At 69.3% G+C, this 19,345-nt stretch carries 11 protein-coding genes and 3 rRNA genes; 5 read left to right on the top strand and 9 right to left on the bottom strand.

Annotated features, from left to right (window positions below; genetic code table 11):
* Window positions 1-76: 76 nt before the first annotated feature.
* The 5 genes from OG455_RS35585 to OG455_RS35565 all read right to left on the bottom strand — a co-directional run bounded on the left by OG455_RS35585 (window position 77) and on the right by OG455_RS35565 (window position 8,542).
* Window positions 77-2,572, bottom strand: coding sequence for a mannose-1-phosphate guanyltransferase (locus OG455_RS35585; RefSeq protein WP_266300403.1), 2,496 nt, complete (start codon window positions 2,570-2,572; stop codon window positions 77-79).
* A gap of 125 nt (window positions 2,573-2,697) precedes the next feature.
* On the bottom strand, window positions 2,698-3,309 hold the full coding sequence (gene pgsA, locus OG455_RS35580) for a CDP-diacylglycerol--glycerol-3-phosphate 3-phosphatidyltransferase (protein WP_266300402.1): 612 nt from the start codon (window positions 3,307-3,309) through the stop codon (window positions 2,698-2,700).
* A gap of 112 nt (window positions 3,310-3,421) precedes the next feature.
* A 5S ribosomal RNA gene (gene rrf / locus OG455_RS35575) occupies window positions 3,422-3,538 on the bottom strand.
* Between the two features lie 83 nt (window positions 3,539-3,621).
* A 23S ribosomal RNA gene (locus OG455_RS35570) occupies window positions 3,622-6,741 on the bottom strand.
* Between the two features lie 279 nt (window positions 6,742-7,020).
* Window positions 7,021-8,542: ribosomal RNA gene (locus tag OG455_RS35565) — 16S ribosomal RNA — on the bottom strand.
* The 16S, 23S and 5S rRNA genes sit together here, the layout of an rRNA operon.
* Before the next feature lie 709 nt (window positions 8,543-9,251).
* On the opposite strand from OG455_RS35565, the gene OG455_RS35560 reads away from it, so the two are divergent.
* A complete protein-coding gene (locus tag OG455_RS35560; protein ID WP_266300401.1) occupies window positions 9,252-9,701 on the top strand; it encodes a PTS glucose transporter subunit IIA in 450 nt (149 codons plus the stop codon).
* A gap of 114 nt (window positions 9,702-9,815) precedes the next feature.
* Window positions 9,816-11,486 carry a phosphoenolpyruvate--protein phosphotransferase gene (gene ptsP, locus OG455_RS35555; protein ID WP_266300400.1) on the top strand — a complete coding sequence of 557 codons (1,671 nt, stop codon included), beginning with the start codon at window positions 9,816-9,818 and terminating at the stop codon, window positions 11,484-11,486.
* Between the two features lie 78 nt (window positions 11,487-11,564).
* On the opposite strand, the gene OG455_RS35550 is transcribed toward ptsP, so the two are convergent.
* The gene (locus tag OG455_RS35550; RefSeq protein WP_266300399.1) at window positions 11,565-13,607 is read right to left on the bottom strand and encodes an acetoacetate--CoA ligase; all 2,043 of its coding nucleotides are present in this window, start codon (window positions 13,605-13,607) and stop codon (window positions 11,565-11,567) included.
* A gap of 175 nt (window positions 13,608-13,782) precedes the next feature.
* Window positions 13,783-14,985, bottom strand: coding sequence for a M20 family metallopeptidase (locus tag OG455_RS35545; RefSeq protein WP_266300398.1), 1,203 nt, complete (start codon window positions 14,983-14,985; stop codon window positions 13,783-13,785).
* A 211-nt stretch (window positions 14,986-15,196) separates the two neighbouring features.
* On the opposite strand from OG455_RS35545, the gene OG455_RS35540 reads away from it, so the two are divergent.
* On the top strand, window positions 15,197-15,865 hold the full coding sequence (locus OG455_RS35540) for a TIGR03085 family metal-binding protein (protein WP_266300397.1): 669 nt from the start codon (window positions 15,197-15,199) through the stop codon (window positions 15,863-15,865).
* A 126-nt stretch (window positions 15,866-15,991) separates the two neighbouring features.
* On the top strand, window positions 15,992-16,717 hold the full coding sequence (locus OG455_RS35535) for a helix-turn-helix transcriptional regulator (protein WP_266301077.1): 726 nt from the start codon (window positions 15,992-15,994) through the stop codon (window positions 16,715-16,717).
* A gap of 88 nt (window positions 16,718-16,805) precedes the next feature.
* On the opposite strand, the gene OG455_RS35530 is transcribed toward OG455_RS35535, so the two are convergent.
* Entirely contained in the window at window positions 16,806-17,588 is a 783-nt protein-coding gene (locus tag OG455_RS35530) for a methyltransferase domain-containing protein (protein WP_266300396.1), read from the bottom strand.
* Between the two features lie 81 nt (window positions 17,589-17,669).
* Window positions 17,670-18,224, bottom strand: coding sequence for an NUDIX domain-containing protein (locus OG455_RS35525; protein ID WP_266300395.1), 555 nt, complete (start codon window positions 18,222-18,224; stop codon window positions 17,670-17,672).
* 139 nt (window positions 18,225-18,363) lie between these two features.
* Here OG455_RS35525 and mmuM point away from each other — a divergent pair, with 139 nt between their 5' ends.
* Window positions 18,364-19,323 carry a homocysteine S-methyltransferase gene (gene mmuM, locus OG455_RS35520; protein ID WP_266300394.1) on the top strand — a complete coding sequence of 320 codons (960 nt, stop codon included), beginning with the start codon at window positions 18,364-18,366 and terminating at the stop codon, window positions 19,321-19,323.
* The last annotated feature ends 22 nt before the right edge of the window (window positions 19,324-19,345 follow it).

The following is a 19,345-nucleotide window of genomic DNA, read 5'->3' as shown; positions in this document are numbered from 1 at the left end:
GATGACCAGCCCCCTGGATCAGGGGCGGCCACCGGGGGCCACACGCGTCAGAGGCCTTGCGGCCGAGGGTGGTTGATCAGCGTCCGGCGCTGTCCACCACCGCCGCCCACTCGTCCAGCAGGCCCTGGGTGGCCTCGTCGTCCGGGCCCTCGGCCCAGAGGTGGGTGACCGCCTCGGCCGGGTCCGGCAGCACCAGGGTCCAGCGGCCGTCCGGCTCCACCACGCGCACGCCGTCGGTGGTGTCGAGCCGCCGGTTGCCGGCCGCCTCCACCACCACGCGCATCACCATGCCCTTGGCCGCCCACGGCGTCGCGATGTCCCGCCGCTGCATGTGTGCCTGCGGGATCCGCGCGTCGATCTGGCTCAGGGTGAGCTGGGTGCGGGCCACCAGGCCCACCAGTCGCACGAAAGCCGCCGCGCCGTCCATCACGCCACTGAACTCAGGGACCACGAAGCCGCCGCGCCCGTCCCCGCCGAAGATGGTGCCCTCGGCGGCGGCGGCCTTGGCCAGGTCGTCCGGCGAAGTGGTGGTCCAGGTGACCTGGGTGCCGTGGTAGGCAGCCACCTGCTCGGCGATCCGAGTGGTGGTCACCGGCAGGGCCACCTGCCCACTGCGCCGCTCGGCGGCGACCAGGTCGAGCAGCACCAGCAGCGCCCGGTCGTCCTCGATCACCCGGCCCAGCTCGTCGACGAAGGAGACCCGCTCGCCGACCGGGTCGAACCGCACCCCGAACGCCGCCCGCGAGGAGGCCACCAGCGCGCCGAGCCGGGCCAGGCCCGCCCGCCGCTCCTCGGCGTCCTCGGTGGGCCTGGCCTCGTCCAGGCCGCTGCTGACCGTCAGTGCCTCCACCCCGAGCCGGCCCAGGATGCTGGGCAGCACCAACCCGGCGCTGCCGTGCGCGGTGTCCACCACCACCTTGAGCCCGGCCTCCCGGGCCCCGGTCGTGTCGATCGCCCGCAGCAGGTTGCCCGCGTAGGAGTCGAAGACGCTGGACGGGAAGGTCAGGTCACCGATCTCACCGGGGAAGGCCCGGCGGTACTCCTGGCGGGAGTAGACCCGGTCCAGCTTGCGCTGGCCCGCCTGGGAGAGGTCGGCACCGCGCTCGTCGAAGAAGAGGATGTCCAACGAGTCCGGCACCCCGGGGGTGGTGCGCAGGAAGATGCCGCCCGCGCTGCCCCGCGCGGTGTGCTGGCGCGCCACCGGCAGCGGCACGTTCTCCAGGTCGCGCACGTCGATCGCACTGGTCTGCAGGGCCGAGATCATCGCCCGTTTGAGGGCACGGGCGCCACGCGAGTGGTCACGCGCGATGGTGACGGTGGCGCCCTTCTTCAGCGTGGTCGCGTACGCGCCCGCCAGTCGCACGGCCAGCTCCGGGGTGATCTCCACATTGAGGATCCCGGAGACCCCTCGCGCGCCGAAGAGGTGCTCCTGGCCGCGGGACTCCCAGATCACCGAGGTGTTGACGAAGGCGCCGGCCTCGATCGTCTTGAACGGGTAGACCCGCACGCCGCCGGCGATGATCGACTCCTCGCCGATCAAGCACTCGTCCCCGATCACCGCGCCGTCCTCGATCCGGGCCGCACGCATCACATCGGTGTTCTTGCCGACCACGCAGCCGCGCAGGTTGGTCTGCGGACCCACATAGACGTTGTCGTGCACGACCGCCTTGTGCAGGAACGCGCCGCGCTTGACGACCACGTTGCTGCCCAGCACCGTGTGCTCACGCAGCTCCACGCCGGCCTCGACCTTGGCGTAGTCGCCGATGTAGAGCGGGCCGCGCAGGATCGCCTCAGGATCCACCTCGGCCCCTTCGGCGACCCAGACGCCGGGCGAGATCTCGAAGCCGTCGAGCTCGACCTCGACCTTGCCGTCCAGGACGTCCGCCTGGGCCTTGCCGTAGCTCTCGTGGGTGCCGACATCCTCCCAGTAGCCCTCGGCGATGTACCCGAAGACCGGCTTGCCCTCCTTGAGCAACTGCGGGAAGACATCGCTCGACCAGTCGACCGACTGCCCGGCCGCGACGTAGTCGAAGACCTCGGGCTCCATCACATAGATGCCGGTGTTCACCGTGTCCGAGAAGACCTGGCCCCAGGTGGGCTTCTCCAGGAACCGCTCGACCCGGCCCTCGTCATCGACGATCGTGATACCGAATTCCAGCGGGTCGGGAACCCGGGTCAGGCACACCGTCACCAGGGCGCCCTTGCTCCGGTGAAAAGCGATCAGTTCGGAAAGATCGAAATCGGTGAGCGCGTCCCCTGAGATGACCAGAAAAGAGTCGTCGCGCAGTGCGTCCTCGGCGTTCTTGACACTGCCGGCGGTACCGAGCGGAATCTCCTCGTTCGCATAGGTGAGGTTCATGCCGAGGTCCTCACCGTCACCGAAGTAGTTCTTCACCAGTGAGGCGAGGAACTGGACGGTGACCACGGTATCGGTGAGGCCGTGCCGCTTGAGCAGCCGCAGCACGTGCTCCATGATCGGGCGGTTGGCCACCGGCAGGAGCGGCTTGGGCATACTCGAAGTCATCGGGCGGAGACGAGTTCCCTCGCCTCCTGCCATCACAACGGCTTTCATTGCGGGTGCGTCCTCCTTCGCGGCTATGGACTCCACGTCCATCAAACCGTTCCAGGACACCTCTACCCGGCAGAAAAGATCCGACGCGCGGACGGACGGGTCATCTGCGCCACGATTACGGCGCGTCAGCCGACGACCGCGGTCTCCGCCTTCACGATGCGCCGTGCCTGCACGGCGTAGAGGATGCCGGCCCACCAGTACAGAACGGTGCCCCACCAGATGAATGCCCAGCTGACGGCGCTCGCGGTGCGGTGGACCCACCCCTCCCCCTGCCCCAGCAGCAGCAGCGGAAACGCGTACATCAGATTGAACGTGGCCGCTTTGCCCAGAAAACTGACCTGCAGCGGACCGTAACCGTGGCGGTTGAGAATCGGTAGAAGCCCCGCGATGAAGAGCTCCCGGGCCAGCAGGATCGCGGTCAGCCACCAGGGAAGGATCTCGCGCCAGGTCAGCCCCAGCAGGGTGGAGAGCACATACAGCCGGTCCGCCAGCGGATCCAGGATCTGGCCGACCCTGCTGATCTGGCCCCACCGGCGGGCGAGCTTCCCGTCGAGGTAGTCGCTGATCCCGCTCAGCAGCAGGATGAGCAGTGCCCAACCGTCGTTGTTCGGCCCGCCGAACTGCGGCCAGAGAATCAGCCAGAGAAAGACCGGGACCCCGACCAGCCGCGCCATGCTGAGCAGATTGGGGATGGTGAGGACGCGGTCGGTCTGGACGCGCGTCTCCTGGACCTCCACCCGGGGGCCTCCTTCTCCTGACGGTGACTGTGCGGGCCCGACTTTACCCGGCCGCGCATGGGAACGCGAAGAAGCCCCCAGCCGAAAGGCTGGGGGCTTCTCCTGAATGATTGTTCGGCGGCGTCCTACTCTCCCACAGGGTCCCCCCTGCAGTACCATCGGCGCTGTAAGGCTTAGCTTCCGGGTTCGGAATGTAACCGGGCGTTTCCCTCACGCTATGACCACCGAAACACTATGAAACTGTCACCGCACCGTCCCATGGCCATGGAACGGGGTCGTTGTTTCAGAACAACACAGTGGACGCGAGCAACTGAGGACAAGCCCTCGGCCTATTAGTACCGGTCAGCTCCACCCATTACTGGGCTTCCACATCCGGCCTATCAACCCAGTCGTCTACTGGGAGCCTTACCCTCTCAAGGAGGTGGGAGTGCTCATCTCGAAGCAGGCTTCCCGCTTAGATGCTTTCAGCGGTTATCCCTCCCGAACGTAGCCAACCAGCCATGCCCTTGGCAGGACAACTGGCACACCAGAGGTTCGTCCGTCCCGGTCCTCTCGTACTAGGGACAGCCCTTCTCAACACTCCTACGCGCACAGCGGATAGGGACCGAACTGTCTCACGACGTTCTAAACCCAGCTCGCGTACCGCTTTAATGGGCGAACAGCCCAACCCTTGGGACCTACTCCAGCCCCAGGATGCGACGAGCCGACATCGAGGTGCCAAACCATCCCGTCGATATGGACTCTTGGGGAAGATCAGCCTGTTATCCCCGGGGTACCTTTTATCCGTTGAGCGACGGCGCTTCCACAAGCCACCGCCGGATCACTAGTCCCTGCTTTCGCACCTGCTCGACCCGTCGGTCTCACAGTCAAGCTCCCTTGTGCACTTACACTCAACACCTGATTGCCAACCAGGCTGAGGGAACCTTTGGGCGCCTCCGTTACTCTTTAGGAGGCAACCGCCCCAGTTAAACTACCCACCAGACACTGTCCCTGATCCGGATCACGGACCCAGGTTAGACATCCAGCACGACCAGAGTGGTATTTCAACGTCGACTCCACGACAACTGGCGTTGCCGCTTCAAAGTCTCCCACCTATCCTACACAAGCCGAACCGAACACCAATATCAAGCTATAGTAAAGGTCCCGGGGTCTTTCCGTCCTGCTGCGCGAAACGAGCATCTTTACTCGTAATGCAATTTCACCGGGCCTATGGTTGAGACAGTCGAGAAGTCGTTACGCCATTCGTGCAGGTCGGAACTTACCCGACAAGGAATTTCGCTACCTTAGGATGGTTATAGTTACCACCGCCGTTTACTGGCGCTTAAGTTCTCAGCTTCGCCCCACCGAAGTGGAGCTAACCGGTCCCCTTAACGTTCCAGCACCGGGCAGGCGTCAGTCCGTATACATCGCCTTACGGCTTCGCACGGACCTGTGTTTTTAGTAAACAGTCGCTTCTCGCTGGTCTCTGCGGCCACACCCAGCTCAGAGAGCAAGTCTCCTCACCAGACATGGCCCCCCTTCTCCCGAAGTTACGGGGGCATTTTGCCGAGTTCCTTAACCATAGTTCACCCGAACGCCTCGGTATTCTCTACCTGACCACCTGAGTCGGTTTGGGGTACGGGCCGCCATGAAACTCGCTAGAGGCTTTTCTCGACAGCATAGGATCATCCACTTCACCACAATCGGCTCGGCATCAGGTCTCAGCCCTAATGAGTGGCGGATTTGCCTACCACTCGGCCTACACCCTTACCCCGGGACTACCACCGCCCGGGCTGGACTACCTTCCTGCGTCACCCCATCGCTCACCTACTACCCTGTTGGATCAGCGGCTCCACCACGTCCCTTCGTCCGAAGACTCCAGGCCGGCTTCACGGCTTTAGCATCCAGAGGTTCGACGTTGGCGCTTCAAAGCGGGTACGGGAATATCAACCCGTTGTCCATCGACTACGCCTGTCGGCCTCGCCTTAGGTCCCGACTTACCCTGGGCAGATCAGCTTGACCCAGGAACCCTTGGTCAATCGGCGCAAGAGTTTCCCACTCTTGTATCGCTACTCATGCCTGCATTCTCACTCGTATCCCGTCCACGACTCGATTCCTCGGCCGCTTCACCCGGAACACGACGCTCCCCTACCCATCCACAGCGCCGTTGGACGTATTCTGTGAATGACACGACTTCGGTGGTGTGCTTGAGCCCCGCTACATTGTCGGCGCGGAATCACTTGACCAGTGAGCTATTACGCACTCTTTCAAGGGTGGCTGCTTCTAAGCCAACCTCCTGGTTGTCTCTGCGACTCCACATCCTTTCCCACTTAGCACACGCTTAGGGACCTTAGTCGGTGTTCTGGGCTGTTTCCCTCTCGACCATGGAGCTTATCCCCCACAGTCTCACTGCCACGCTCTCACTTACCGGCATTCGGAGTTTGGCTAAGGTCAGTAACCCGGTGAGGCCCATCGCCTATCCAGTGCTCTACCTCCGGCAAGAAACACGTGACGCTGCACCTAAATGCATTTCGGGGAGAACCAGCTATCACGGAGTTTGATTGGCCTTTCACCCCTAACCACAGGTCATCCCCCAGGTTTTCAACCCTGGTGGGTTCGGTCCTCCACGCGGTCTTACCCGCGCTTCAACCTGCCCATGGCTAGATCACTCCGCTTCGGGTCTTGGGCATGCAACTCAAACGCCCTATTCGGACTCGCTTTCGCTACGGCTACCCCACACGGGTTAACCTCGCTACACACCGCAAACTCGCAGGCTCATTCTTCAAAAGGCACGCAGTCACGGCCCGTGTCCGAAGACACGAACGACGCTCCCACGGCTTGTAGGCACACGGTTTCAGGTACTATTTCACTCCGCTCCCGCGGTACTTTTCACCATTCCCTCACGGTACTATCCGCTATCGGTCACCAGGGAATATTTAGGCTTAGCGGGTGGTCCCGCCAGATTCACACGGAATTTCTCGGGCTCCGTGCTACTTGGGAAAAGCTCAAGTGAGCCGCACAGATTTCGTCTACGGGGGTCTTACCCTCTACGCCGGACCTTTCGCATGTCCTTCGACTATCCATACGGTTTCTGACTCACCCAGCCGCCGGCAGACGACTGAAGAACTCTCCCACGACCCCGAAGTGGCAACCCCTGCCGGGTCTCACACCACTACGGTTTAGCCTCATCCGGTTTCGCTCGCCACTACTCCCGGAATCACGGTTGTTTTCTCTTCCTGCGGGTACTGAGATGTTTCACTTCCCCGCGTTCCCTCCACATACCCTATGTGTTCAGGTATGGGTGACAGCCCATGACGACTGCCGGGTTTCCCCATTCGGACACCCCCGGATCAAAGCTCGGTTGACAGCTCCCCGGGGCCTATCGCGGCCTCCCACGTCCTTCATCGGTTCCTGGTGCCAAGGCATCCACCGTGCGCCCTTAAAAACTTGGCCACAGATGCTCGCGTCCACTGTGCAGTTCTCAAACAACGACCAGACACCCACCCACACAACCCCCAAAAGAGACTGTGTCCGTGGGACCGGCACTGAGGTGACGACCAAACGGCCGTTCCCTCAGGACCCAACAACGTGCCCGACACACCAGACTCACAGTTACGCTTTCCACGCCGAAGCAGTACTCACGAACCATCACCCAGTGTGCCGAATAGTCAACGTTCCACCCATGAGCGAGCACTCCGGGACATTCGCCCGAAGCTGCTATGTGCTCCTTAGAAAGGAGGTGATCCAGCCGCACCTTCCGGTACGGCTACCTTGTTACGACTTCGTCCCAATCGCTGGTCCCACCTTCGACGGCTCCCTCCCAAGGGTTAGGCCACCGGCTTCGGGTGTTACCGACTTTCGTGACGTGACGGGCGGTGTGTACAAGGCCCGGGAACGTATTCACCGCAGCATGCTGATCTGCGATTACTAGCAACTCCAACTTCATGGGGTCGAGTTGCAGACCCCAATCCGAACTGAGGCCGGCTTTTTGGGATTCGCTCCACCTCACGGTATCGCAGCCCTTTGTACCGACCATTGTAGCACGTGTGCAGCCCAAGACATAAGGGGCATGATGATTTGACGTCGTCCCCACCTTCCTCCGAGTTGACCCCGGCAGTCTCCTGTGAGTCCCCATCACCCCGAAAGGCATGCTGGCAACACAGAACAAGGGTTGCGCTCGTTGCGGGACTTAACCCAACATCTCACGACACGAGCTGACGACAACCATGCACCACCTGTATACCGACCACAAGGGGGCGCCCATCTCTGGACGTTTCCGGCATATGTCAAGCCTTGGTAAGGTTCTTCGCGTTGCGTCGAATTAAGCCACATGCTCCGCTGCTTGTGCGGGCCCCCGTCAATTCCTTTGAGTTTTAGCCTTGCGGCCGTACTCCCCAGGCGGGGAACTTAATGCGTTAGCTGCGGCACCGACGACGTGGAATGTCGCCAACACCTAGTTCCCAACGTTTACGGCGTGGACTACCAGGGTATCTAATCCTGTTCGCTCCCCACGCTTTCGCTCCTCAGCGTCAGTAATGGCCCAGAGATCCGCCTTCGCCACCGGTGTTCCTCCTGATATCTGCGCATTTCACCGCTACACCAGGAATTCCGATCTCCCCTACCACACTCTAGCCTGCCCGTATCGAATGCAGACCCGGGGTTAAGCCCCGGGCTTTCACATCCGACGCGACAGGCCGCCTACGAGCTCTTTACGCCCAATAATTCCGGACAACGCTCGCACCCTACGTATTACCGCGGCTGCTGGCACGTAGTTAGCCGGTGCTTCTTCTGCAGGTACCGTCACTTGCGCTTCTTCCCTGCTGAAAGAGGTTTACAACCCGAAGGCCGTCATCCCTCACGCGGCGTCGCTGCATCAGGCTTTCGCCCATTGTGCAATATTCCCCACTGCTGCCTCCCGTAGGAGTCTGGGCCGTGTCTCAGTCCCAGTGTGGCCGGTCGCCCTCTCAGGCCGGCTACCCGTCGTCGCCTTGGTAGGCCATTACCCCACCAACAAGCTGATAGGCCGCGGGCTCATCCTGCACCGCCGGAGCTTTACACCAACCCCCATGCGGAGGAAGGTCATATCCGGTATTAGACCCCGTTTCCAGGGCTTGTCCCAGAGTGCAGGGCAGATTGCCCACGTGTTACTCACCCGTTCGCCACTGATCCACCCCGAAGGGCTTCACCGTTCGACTTGCATGTGTTAAGCACGCCGCCAGCGTTCGTCCTGAGCCAGGATCAAACTCTCCGTGAATGATTACCCGTAATCGGGTTCACACCCGCGTTGAGCGGCACGACAACCACCGGAATAGGGCGGCCCCGTGCACTGCGTCCTCGCTGTGTCTTACTTCAAAAGGAATCTCCAACCCCCACCAAACGGTGAAGGCCGGGGATGTCAACATATCTGGCGTTGACTTTTGGCACGCTGTTGAGTTCTCAAGGAACGGACACTTCCTTCAAGCCGCTCTCGCAAGCTCTCCGGGCATTCGTTTCAGTTACTGCGTTCTTTCGTGTCCTCAGCTTAGCACGTGATTTTCGCTCGGCTTTCACCGTGAATTCACTTGCTGTTGTCGCTGGATTCACCATCACCTTGCGGCGACTCGGCCAACCATAGCCGCTCCGGGCTGGTCCGCCTAATCGAGCATGGTGCGCCCCGAGCCGACCGTCCGCCAGCACCGCGCGGAGTGCCACGCCGGGACGATCGTCGGACTCACTCGGATGCCGTAGAGTGCGGCGCGTCGACCAAGAGGACTAGACCACTTGGGTCGCGCAGGGGCCTGACCGGCCCGGGATCCGGTCGACGACCGACGTCGGAGTGAGTCCGGCGGGTCGCACGCGACCGCCCGGGGCGGACGTCTCTTACGTGACGGTATGTCCGAAGTTGGCATGATTTAGGCTTCAGCCGACACATCCCGCCGCAGGCCGCGGCCGCACGCTGTACTCCGCACCTGGGAGGCTCCACCATGACCACCGTGACGTCGCCGCTGACCGGCCGCGCCATTGGACTTGCCGCCGTGCCCGACCCCGTCTTCTCCGGCGCGATGGTCGGCCCGGGCACTGCCATCGACCCCGTGCGCGAACCCACCACGGCGGTAGCGCCGGTGGACGGGCTGGTCGTCTCCATGCACCCTCACGCGTTCGTGGTGATGGACGCGGACGGCCACGGGGTGCTGACCCACCTCGGGATCGACACCGTCCAGCTGAACGGCGAGGGCTTCGAGCTGCTGGTCAGCAAGGGGGACCAGGTGACACGTGGACAGCCGGTGATCGCGTGGAACCCGGCTGCCGTGGAGGCTGCGGGCAAGTCGCCGATCTCGCCGATCGTGGCCCTGGAGGCCTCGGTGGACCAGCTCGGCGCGGTCACCGAGTCGGGTGAGGTCGCCACCGGTGGCGACCTGTTCACCTGGCACTGACCGACCTGCCACCACTGACCGACCCGGAACCGACCTGACGGAACGCCGGACGCAGCCCCGTCCCACATGCTCTGGTGGGACGGGGCTGCGATGCGGGCGAGAGGAAAGAAGCACATGGAGAAGACGCTGCGCGGCGTAGGAGTAAGCCACGGGGTCGCCATCGGCCAGGTGCGGCACATGGGCACCGCCGTACTGGAGCCCACGACCACCCAGATCCCCAGCGAGGACGCCCCGCGCGAGCAGGCGCGGGCCAAGGCGGCCGTGGACGCGGTGGCCGCCGATCTGATCGCGCGGGGGAACCTGGCCGGCGGTGAGGCGCAGGGGGTGCTGGAGGCGCAGGCGCTGATGGCGCAGGACCCGGAGCTGATGGCGGACGTGGAGCGTCGGATCGCGGTGGGCAGCAGCGCCGAGCGCGGCGTCTACGACGCGTTCGCCGCCTACCGGGCGCTGCTGGCCTCGGCCGGCGAGTACCTGGCCGGCCGGGTCGCGGACCTGGACGACGTGCGCAACCGGATCGTCGCCCGCCTGCTGGGCGTGCCGATGCCGGGCGTGCCGGACAGCGACGAGCCGTACGTGCTGCTCGCCCGGGACCTCGCGCCGGCCGACACCGCGCTGCTCGACCCGGCTCTGGTGCTGGGCTTCGTGACCGAGGAGGGCGGGCCGACCAGCCACTCGGCGATCCTGGCCCGCGCCATGGGCGTGCCGGCCGTGGTCGCGCTGCCCGGGGCCACCGACATCGCCGAGGGTCTCGTCGTTGCGGTGGACGGCAGCAGCGGTGAGGTGCTGATCGGCCCGAGCCAGCAGAGGCAGGACGAGCTGCGCCGGCTGGCCGCCGAGCGCAAGGCCGCGCTGGCCGCGTCCTCCGGTCCGGGGCGGACCTCGGACGGGCACCTGGTGCCGCTGCTCGCGAACGTCGGCGGCCCAGCCGACGTGGCGGCGGCGCTGGACGCGGGGGCGGAGGGCGTCGGGCTGTTCCGCACCGAGTTCCTCTTCCTCGACGACTCGAAGCGGGCCCCCAACGAGGAGAGCCAGGTCGAGGCGTACCGCAAGGTGCTGGAGGCCTTCCCGGAGGGCCGGGTGGTGGTGCGGGTGCTGGACGCCGGCGCCGACAAGCCGCTGGACTTCCTGACGCCGGCGGACGAGCCGAACCCGGCCCTGGGTGTGCGCGGTCTGCGCACCCTGCTGGAGCACCCGGAGGTGCTGCGCGCCCAGCTGCGGGCGCTGGCGACGGCGGCCGAAGGGCTGCCGGTGCACCTTGAGGTGATGGCGCCGATGGTGGCGGACCGGGCGGACGCCAAGGCGTTCGCGCAGGCCTGCCGGGAGGCGGGGCTGGCCGCGAAGTTCGGCGCGATGGTGGAGATCCCCTCGGCCGCGCTGCGGGCCCGGGCGATCCTGGAGGAGGTCGAGTTCCTCTCGCTGGGGACCAATGACCTGGCGCAGTACACCTTCGCGGCCGACCGCCAGGTCGGCGCGCTGGCACGGCTGCAGGACCCGTGGCAGCCCGCGCTGCTCGACCTGGTGGCGACGGCGGCGACGGCGGCCCAGGCTGCGGGCAAGAGCTGTGGGGTCTGTGGTGAAGCCGCCGCCGACCCGCTGCTGGCCTGTGTGCTGACGGGTCTGGGCGTGACCAGCCTGTCGATGGGCGCCGCGTCGATCCCCTATGTGCGGGCCTCGCTGGCCACCTTCACGCTGGCGCAGTGCCGGCGGGCGGCCGAGGCGGCCCGGGCGGCGGACAGCGCGGAGGAAGCGCGGGCGGCCGCGCAGCAGGTGCTGTCCGGCGAGTGAGCTGCCGGTGAAGGACGCGAAGGGCCCCCGCCGAGGCGGGGGCCCTTCGCGTTCGGGCGCGGTGCCGGAGCACGGCGATCAGGCTCGGCGTTCGCGGCCCAGGCGCTCGAAGAAGCGCAGGTGGTCGAGGTTGTCGACGGATCCGGGGTTGACCGCCTGGTCGAGCGGGGTGCCGGCGAGCAGGCGCTTGACCGGGACCTCGATCCGCTTGCCGGTGAGGGTGTGCGGCAGGCCGTCGACCGCGATCACCTCGTCGGGGACGTGGCGCGGGGAGAGCTGCTCGCGCAGCACGGTGCGGATCCGCCCGCGCAGCCCGTCGTCCAGCGCGGCGCCGGGGGCGAGGACGACGAAGAGCGGCATCCAGTAGCCGCCGCCGTCCTCCTCCAGGCCGATCACCAGGGATTCGGTGATCTCGGGCAGGCGCTCGACCACCTCGTAGATGTCGGAGGAACCCATCCGCACACCCTGGCGGTTGAGGGTGGAGTCGGAGCGGCCGTGGATGACGACGGTGCCGCGCGAGGTGACGGTGATCCAGTCGCCGTGGCGCCAGGTGCCGGGGAACATCTCGAAGTAGCTGTCGCGGTAGCGGGCACCGTCGGGGTCGTTCCAGAAGCCGGTGGGCATCGACGGGAGCGGCTTGGTGACCACCAGCTCGCCGACCTCGTCGATGTGCGGCTTGCCGTTGACGTCCCAGGACTCGACGGCGGCGCCCAGGCAGGGGGCCTGGATCTCGCCGAGGTGGACCGGGAGGGTGGGGACGCCGCCGACGAAGCAGCTGCAGACGTCGGTGCCACCGCTGACCGAGGCGAGCCAGACGTCGGGCTTGACCTCGTCGTAGATCCAGCGGAAGCCGTCGGGGGGCAGCGGGGAGCCGGTGGTGCCGATGCAGCGGACGGCGGAGAGGTCGAGGTCGCGGCCCGGGTGCAGCTCGGCCTTGCGGCTGGCGATCACGTAGGCGGCGGAGGTGCCGAGCACGGTGGCGCCGGTGCGGGCGGCCACCTCCCACAGGGCGCCGGTGGTGGGGTGGCCGGGGCTGCCGTCGTAGGTGACCACGGTGGCGCCCACCAGCAGGCCGGCCACCAGGAAGTTCCACATCATCCAGCCGGTGGAGGTGTACCAGAGGAAGCGGTCCGCCGGCCCGAGGTCGAGGTGCAGGCCGGCCTGCTTGAGGTGCTCCACCAGGATGCCGCCCTGGCTCTGCACGATGGCCTTGGGCAGGCCGGTGGTGCCGGAGGAGTAGAGCACCCAGAGCGGGTGGTCGAAGGGGAGCGGCTCGAAGACCGGCTCGGTGTCCTGGCTGGTGAGGTCGGCCCAGTCCCGGGCGCCCTCGGGGGCCGGGGTGCCGAGCAGCGGGACGTGCACCACGGCGCGCAGGGTGGGCAGTTCGCGGCGCAGCTCGGCGACCACCTCGGCGCGGTCGTGGTTCTTGCCGCCGTAGTGGTAGCCGTCGACGGCGAAGAGGACGACGGGTTCGATCTGCTGCAGGCGGTCCAGCACGCTGCGGGCGCCGAAGTCGGGGGCGCAGGAGGTCCAGATCGCGCCGATCGAGGCGGTGGCGAGCAGCGCGGTGATGGCCTGCGGGATGTTCGGCAGGTAGGCGCCGACGCGGTCGCCGGGGCCAACGCCCTGGGCGCGCAGCGCGGCGGCGAGCGAGCCGACCTGGCGGCGCAGCTCGGCCCAGCTGATCGCGACCGGCTCGGCGGTGGTCTCGTCCAGGTGCAGGATGGCCGGGAGTCCGGCATGGGCCGGATCGGCGCCGAAGCGCAGCGCGTGCTCGGCGTAGTTGAGGGTGGCGCCGGGGAACCAGCGGGCGCCGGGCATCGCCGGGTCGGCGAGGACGGCCTGCGGCGGGGTGCTGAAGCGGATGTCGAAGTGCTCGGTGACGGCGGTCCAGAACCGGTCGAGATCGGCGGTGGACCAGGCGTGCAGCTCGGCGTAGCGGGCGGCGGCGGTGGCGTCGTCCGGGGCTGGGGCCAGCGGGGCGGCGGGGGCGCCGTGGTGCTCGGCGGCCCAGGCCTGGAAGGCGACCAGGCGGGTGGCCGCGGCCGCCTCGGGGGTGGGGCGCCAGAGCGCCTCGCTCGCGTCGGTGGCGGGGGCCTGGTCCTTGGGTGGGGTGCTCACGGTGGTGGTCTCCCGGCCGGAGGATGGGGGCGGGGGTGGCGCTGGTGGCGGCTCCCCTCCCGTGCGTACGGACGGTGCAAGACCCTGCCATGTGATCGTCCGGTGCGCCAGGGGTGGCCGGAGCGGCAGCCCCTGGCAAGGTGGCGCTGGGTGGCGGTCGCCCCGTGGGCCGGCCTCACCCCTGGCTGAGCCGCTCCAGGGCGAGGCCGGCCAGCAGGGCGGCGGCGTCGCCGAGCACCGCGTCGTCGAAGACGGCCTGCGGGGCGTGGTTGTAGGGAGCCGTGGCCGGGGCGGTGCCGGGCGGGCAGGCGCCGAGCATCAGGTAGGCCGCGGGCACGTGCTCGGCGACCACGGCGAAGTCCTCGGAGCCGGCGATCGGCCGGGGCAGCTCGAAGAAGCGCTCGGCGCCGAGCAGTTCGCGGGCGGTGCGGACGGCGAACGCGGCCTCGCCGGGGTGGTTGACGGTGACCGGGTAACCCTCGTGGTGCCGGGTCTCGGCGGTCAGGCCGTGCGCCTCGGCGATGCCGCGCACCACCCGGGGCGCCTCGGTGAGCACCCGGTCGCGGGCCTCGGGCGAGAAGGAGCGGACGGTGGCGGAGAAGACCGCCCGGTCCGGGATCACGTTGGCGGCCGTGCCGGCGTGGAAGCTGCCGACGGTGAGCACCACCGGGTCCTGGACGTCGAAGCGGCGGGTCGCCATGGTCTGCAGTGCCAGCACGGCCTCGCAGGCGACCGGGACCGGGTCCAGGGCCAGGTGCGGGCTGGAGCCGTGACCGCCGTGGCCGCGCACGGTGACGGTGAGCGTGTCGGAGCCGGCGAGCACCGGTCCGGGGCGGGTGGCGACCACGCCGAACGGCAGCTGGGAGGCGGCGACGTGCAGTGCGTACGCGGCCACCGGCAGCTCGCCCGCGGCGCTCAGCACGCCCTCCTCGATCATCAGCCGGGCCCCGCCGTCCCCCTCCTCGCCGGGCTGGAACATCAGGACCACCGAGCCGGGGAGCTCGGCCTGCCGTTCGGCCAGCAGCCGCGCGGCGCCGACCAGCGCGGCGGTGTGCAGGTCGTGGCCGCAGGCGTGCATCCGGCCGGGGATCGTGGAGGCGTAGGGCAGCTCGGTGGCCTCCTGGACGGGCAGCGCGTCCAGGTCGGCGCGGAGCAGCACGACCGGGCCGGGGCGGTGGCCGCGCAGCACTCCGGTGACCGAGCTGAGGCGCTTGCCGAGGGTGAGTTCCAGCGGCAGGCCGTCGAGGGCTGCGAGCACCTTGGCCTGGGTGAGCGGCAGGTCCAGGCCGAGTTCGGGCTCCTGGTGCAAGGCCCGGCGCAGGGCGGTGAGTTCGGGCTGGAGCTCGGCGGCGGATGCGCGCAGGGTAGGGGTCGGCATGGCACTCCTCGCGGAACGGGCTGCGGAACGGCTGCGTTGGGACCTGGCCATGCTGCCCGGTGCGGCGGCGGTACGGCTAGGAGCTGTCCGGTCGATCTTGTCGCGCGCCCGGCAAGATCGGCCGGACAGCTCCTAGTGGCGCGCGGATCGCGGGGGATCGCCCGGCCGCGCGCACGGATCCGCCGCCGGTCGGCGCCGCTAGCCTGACGGCATGTCGAATCACGCGCGCGGGGAGCGGGAGCGGTTGGCAGGGCTGCTGGCGGCGGCGGGACCGGACGGGCCGACGCTCTGCGCCGGCTGGCGGACCCGGGACCTGGCCGCCCATCTGGTGGTGCGCGAGGGGCGCCCGGACGCGGCGCCCGGGATCCAGCTGCGGCGGTTGGCGGGCTGGACGGCGCGGGTACAGGCCGGGTACGCGCGCCGCCCGTACGAGGAGTTGGTGGCGCGGTTCGCGGCCGGGCCGCCGCGGTTGTCGCCGTTCGCGCTGCCGGGGGCGGACGAGGCGGCCAACACGGTGGAGTACTTCGTGCACGCCGAGGACGTGCGGCGGGCGGTGGCCTGGGAGCCGCGGCCCCTCGGGCCGGCGCTCGCGGAGGTGCTCTGGCGGCGGCTGCCGATGCTCGCGCGGTTCGAGCTGGGGCGGCGCACTCCGGTGCGGCTGGTGCTGGACCGGCCGGACGGGGCGAATCTGACGGTGGCTCAGCGGCGGGCGGGCTCGGTGCGGGTCACCGGCGAGCCGGCGGAGCTGCTGCTCTTCGCCTTCGGACGCGGGGCACAGGCGGCGGTCACCGTGCGCGGGCCGGCGGACGAGGTGGCGCTGCTGCGGAGCGCGGTGGCGCTGCCGGCGGAGTCGGCTGGATCGGCTGGGTCGGCGGAGTAGCCGGGGCGCGATCGGCGGGCCGGTCGGGGGCGTGCGGTGCCACTACCGGGATCATGCGGCCCGTCCTGGGCGGCCCGCGTTTCGGCGGTGGCCGAACGGTCGGCGAGGAGAATGGGGTACATGGCGATGACCGAACAGATGGACGAGGCTCCACAACTGGCGAAGGTGGCCGCGCTGCTGGCGGACGGTACGCGCGCGGCCTTCTGCCTTGCGCTGGTCGACGGGCGGGCCTGGACGGCCGGTGAGCTGGCCCGACACGCGGGGGTGGCCCCGGCGACCGCGACCGGGCACCTGCATCAGCTGGTCGCGGGCGGGCTGCTGGCCGAGGAGCGGCAGGGGCGGCACCGGTACGTCCGGCTGGCGAATCCGCAAGTGGCCGAGCTGATCGAGCAGTTGGCCGCGCTGGCCCCGCCCCGGCCCACACCCCCGCCGCCGCGCTCGCTCTCGGCCGCCGGGCGCCGGAACGCGCTGGCGCGGGCGCGGACCTGCTACGACCACCTGGCCGGCACGGTGGGCGTGGCGATCTACGACGCGATGACCGAGCGCGGGCTGCTGGACCGCACCAGCGGGCTGCGGCTGACCGAGCAGGGCGGGGAGTGGCTGGCGGCGCTGGAGGTGGCCGTCCCGGCGGGCGGGCAGCGGCCGGCGGTGCTGGCCTGCCTGGACTGGACGGAGCGGCGCCCGCACCTGGCGGGCGCCGTCGGGGCGGCGTTCTGCCGGCACGCGCTGGCGGCGGGCTGGGTGACCCGGATCGGCAGCACCCGCGCGGTCGCGATCACCGCGGCCGGGCAGGCGGTGCTGCGCGAGCGGCTGGGGATCGCGGCCGAGACGCTGGCGGGCGAGGCGGCCTGAGGCGGGGCAGCCAGGCCCGGGGCGGGGGGCAGGCCTGGCCCGGGGCGGGGGGCAGGCCTGGCCGAGGTGGTCGGGCAGGCCGCCGGGATCAGGCCTCGGGCACCTCGGCGAGCACGGTGAAGAGCGTGAAGGCCGCCAGGAACGGCCCGGCGCCGAGCGAGGCGAACCAGGCACGGCCGCGCTGCTCGTCGAGGGCGCCGCGGTCGATGGCCCGCTGGGTGTTGCGGCCCAGCGCGAGCAGCTGATCGGCGAGCCGCGGGTCGCGGAAGACCGGGGTGTGGGCCTCGACGGTGCGGACGGTGCAGCCCGCCTGCTCGGCCAGCCGGGCCAGCCGGCGGCCGATGGCGGCGTTGCGGACCACCTCGGTGACCGTGAAGCGGGTGAAGGCCCGGCTGGTGTCGAGGTCCTCGGCGTCCACCACCAGGGTGTCCCAGTCGGGCTCGGCGAGGGCGATCAGGCCGCCGGGCCTGACCACCCGGCGCAGCTCGGCCAGCACCTGGGCGGGGTCGGCGACGTGCATCAGGACGCGGTCCACCCGCGCCCGGTCCACGCTCGCGGCGGCGAGCGGCAGCGCGTGCGCGTCGCCTTCGAGCAACTCGACCCAGGGGCGGTCGGCGGTGCGGCGGGCCGCCTCGGCGAGCATCACCGGGTCCTGGTCGACGCCGATCACCCGGCCCCGCTCCCCCACCGCCCCGGCCAGCGCGCCCAGGTCGGTGCCGGGGCCGCACCCGAGGTCGAGCACGGCCTGCCCCGGCCCGGGGTCGAGCAGTTGGAGCAGGCGCCGCTTGTAGGCTGCGCCCGCGTCGGTGGCGGCGGCCTGGGTGAGGTAGTCGACCTGGTCCGGACGGGGTACGCCGAGTGTCTCTGTCATGGGTTGCAGTCAAGCATCGGCGTGAAGCCCGGTCTTCCGTCCACGGACTGGTGGAGGATCAGACCCCGGGCGGACGCCGGCTCAGCTCCTCGGCTGGTACTCGCCGGCGAACCAGGCGTCGGCCACCCGGGTGTGGAAGGGGAAGGCCAGCCGGGTCGGTGCCTCGATCAGCTGCCAGCCCTCGGTCTCGTCGGTGGGGACGGACGGCGGCAGCGCGGCCAGGTCCTGGGCGGGGAGCAGGGCGAAGAGGCAGAGGAAGCCGCCGGCGCTGTCGGAGTCGGTGGCCACCAGGGTGACGTCGGCGGCGTCGGCGTGGATGCCGGTCTCCTCGCGCAGCTCGCGCACGGCGGCCTGCTGCCAGCTCTCGCCGTAGTCGACGTAGCCGCCGGGCAGCGCCAGCAGACCGTAGCCGGGCTCGATCGTGCGGCGGATCACCACCAGGCTCTGACCGCCGTCGGGGCGGTTCACCGGGAGCAGGCTGACCGTCACGGGCAGCGGGTTGCGGTAGCTGATCTCGCCGCAGCCGGAGCAGGTGCGCGGCCAGGCGGTGGTGCCCTCCGGATAGGGCGTGCCGCACCAGTGGCAGTGCGCCCAGGGGCCGAAGGTGGCGGGGCGGGTGGCCTGGTGAGTGGTCATGGTGTGGATCGTAGTCCGCGCGGCTGACGGCAGGTCTACGGTTCAGTTGGAGCCGCCGTGCGAGGTGGGAGGTACGCGGTGGTCCAGGCGTGGTGGTGCCTGCGCGGTAGTGCCTGCGCGGTCGAAGGAGGTGGCGAGGGTGGCGGCGGACGATTTCGCCCGGGCGCTGGCGGCGGGCCCGCTGGTGCTGGACGGCGGGCTGTCGAACCAGCTGACCGCCGCCGGGCACGACCTGGGCGACGGCGAGCTCTGGTCGGCCCGGCTGCTGGCGGACGCGCCCGAGGCACTGGTGGCGGCGCACCGGGCGTACTACGCGGCGGGGGCCGAGGTGGTGATCACGGCCAGCTACCAGGCGAGCTTCGCGGGGTTCGCCCGGCGCGGGATCGGGCGCGGCGAGGCGGAGCGGCTGCTGGCCTCCAGCGTGGCGCTGGCCCGGCAGGCGGCGGACGTCGCCGCAGGGGACGTCGCCGCGGGGGCCGTCGCCGCGGGGGCCGTCGCCGCGGGGGACGGGCGGCGGCGCTGGGTGGCCGCCTCGGTCGGGCCGTACGGGGCGGCGCTGGCGGACGGTTCGGAGTATCGCGGCCGGTACGGGCTGAGCGTGGCCGAGCTGGAGCGCTTCCACCGGCCCCGCATTGAGGTGCTGGCGGCGGCCGGGCCCGATGTGCTCGCGCTGGAGACGGTGCCGGACGTGACCGAGGCACGGGCGCTGGTGCGCGCGGTGCGTGGCGTCGGGGTGCCGGCCTGGCTCTGCTACACCGTGGCGGGCGGCCGGACCAGGGCCGGTGAGCCGCTGGCCGAGGCCTTCGCGGTGGCCGCCGGGGCACCCGAGGTGGTCGCGGTCGGGGTCAACTGCTGCGCGCCCGAGGAGGTCGGCGCGGCGGTGCGGCTCGCGGCGCGGGTGACCGGCAAGCCGGTGGTGGCCTATCCGAACAGCGGTGAGCGGTGGGATCCGGCCGCGCGGGACTGGACGGGAGCGGGCGCCGGACCGGCCGGGTTCGCGGCGGGGTGGGTCGCGGACGGGGCCCGGCTGGTGGGCGGGTGCTGCCGGGTCGGGCCGGAGCGGATCGCCGAGTTGAGCGCCGTCCTGTCGCCGCGCTGACGTCGCGCCGGGATCGCACCGA

It is taken from the genome of Kitasatospora sp. NBC_01287, assembly GCF_026340565.1.
In the GTDB taxonomy this organism is placed as follows: Bacteria; Actinomycetota; Actinomycetes; order Streptomycetales; family Streptomycetaceae; genus Kitasatospora.
Note: the sequence above shows the minus strand (reverse complement) of the source record. Positions and strands in the feature narration are given on the sequence as shown.